The organism is Neorhizobium sp. T25_27 (assembly GCF_002968565.1).
Classification (GTDB): domain Bacteria; phylum Pseudomonadota; class Alphaproteobacteria; order Rhizobiales; family Rhizobiaceae; genus Neorhizobium; species Neorhizobium tomejilense.
Window position 1 is genome coordinate 1 of record NZ_PVBJ01000037.1, and the last position, 449, is coordinate 449.

Consider the following 449-nt stretch of genomic DNA (forward strand, 5'->3'; position numbering starts at 1 on the left):
GCGCGGGCGCCGATACCTTGGTCGGCGGGCTCGGCAACGATACCTACATCGTCGACATGGCGACCGATGTGGTTACGGAGGCAGCCGGAGCCGGCACGGACGAGATCCGGACGTCGCTCGCTACCTACTCGATTGCGGCACTGGTGAATATCGAGAACCTCACCTACACAGGCACCGGCAACTTCTCGGGCACGGGCAATGGTGCCGCCAACACGATCACCGCTGGGGCGGGCAATGACACGCTGAACGGCGGGACCGGCGCCGACACGCTGATCGGCGGCAGCGGCGACGACACCTATGTGGTCGACAACGCCGGCGATACCGTCACCGAAAACGCTGATGAAGGCACGGATACGATAAAGACCGCACTCGCCAGCTACACGCTGGCGGCGGTCGCCGATGTCGAGAACCTGACCTATACCGGCGTGGCGGCATTCACCGGGACCGGC

Annotated in this window: 1 pseudogene; it reads left to right on the forward strand. The window is 65.0% G+C overall.

The features are described 5' to 3' along the window. Positions 1-449, forward strand: a pseudogene (locus tag C5J24_RS31605) (calcium-binding protein); the annotation flags it as partial.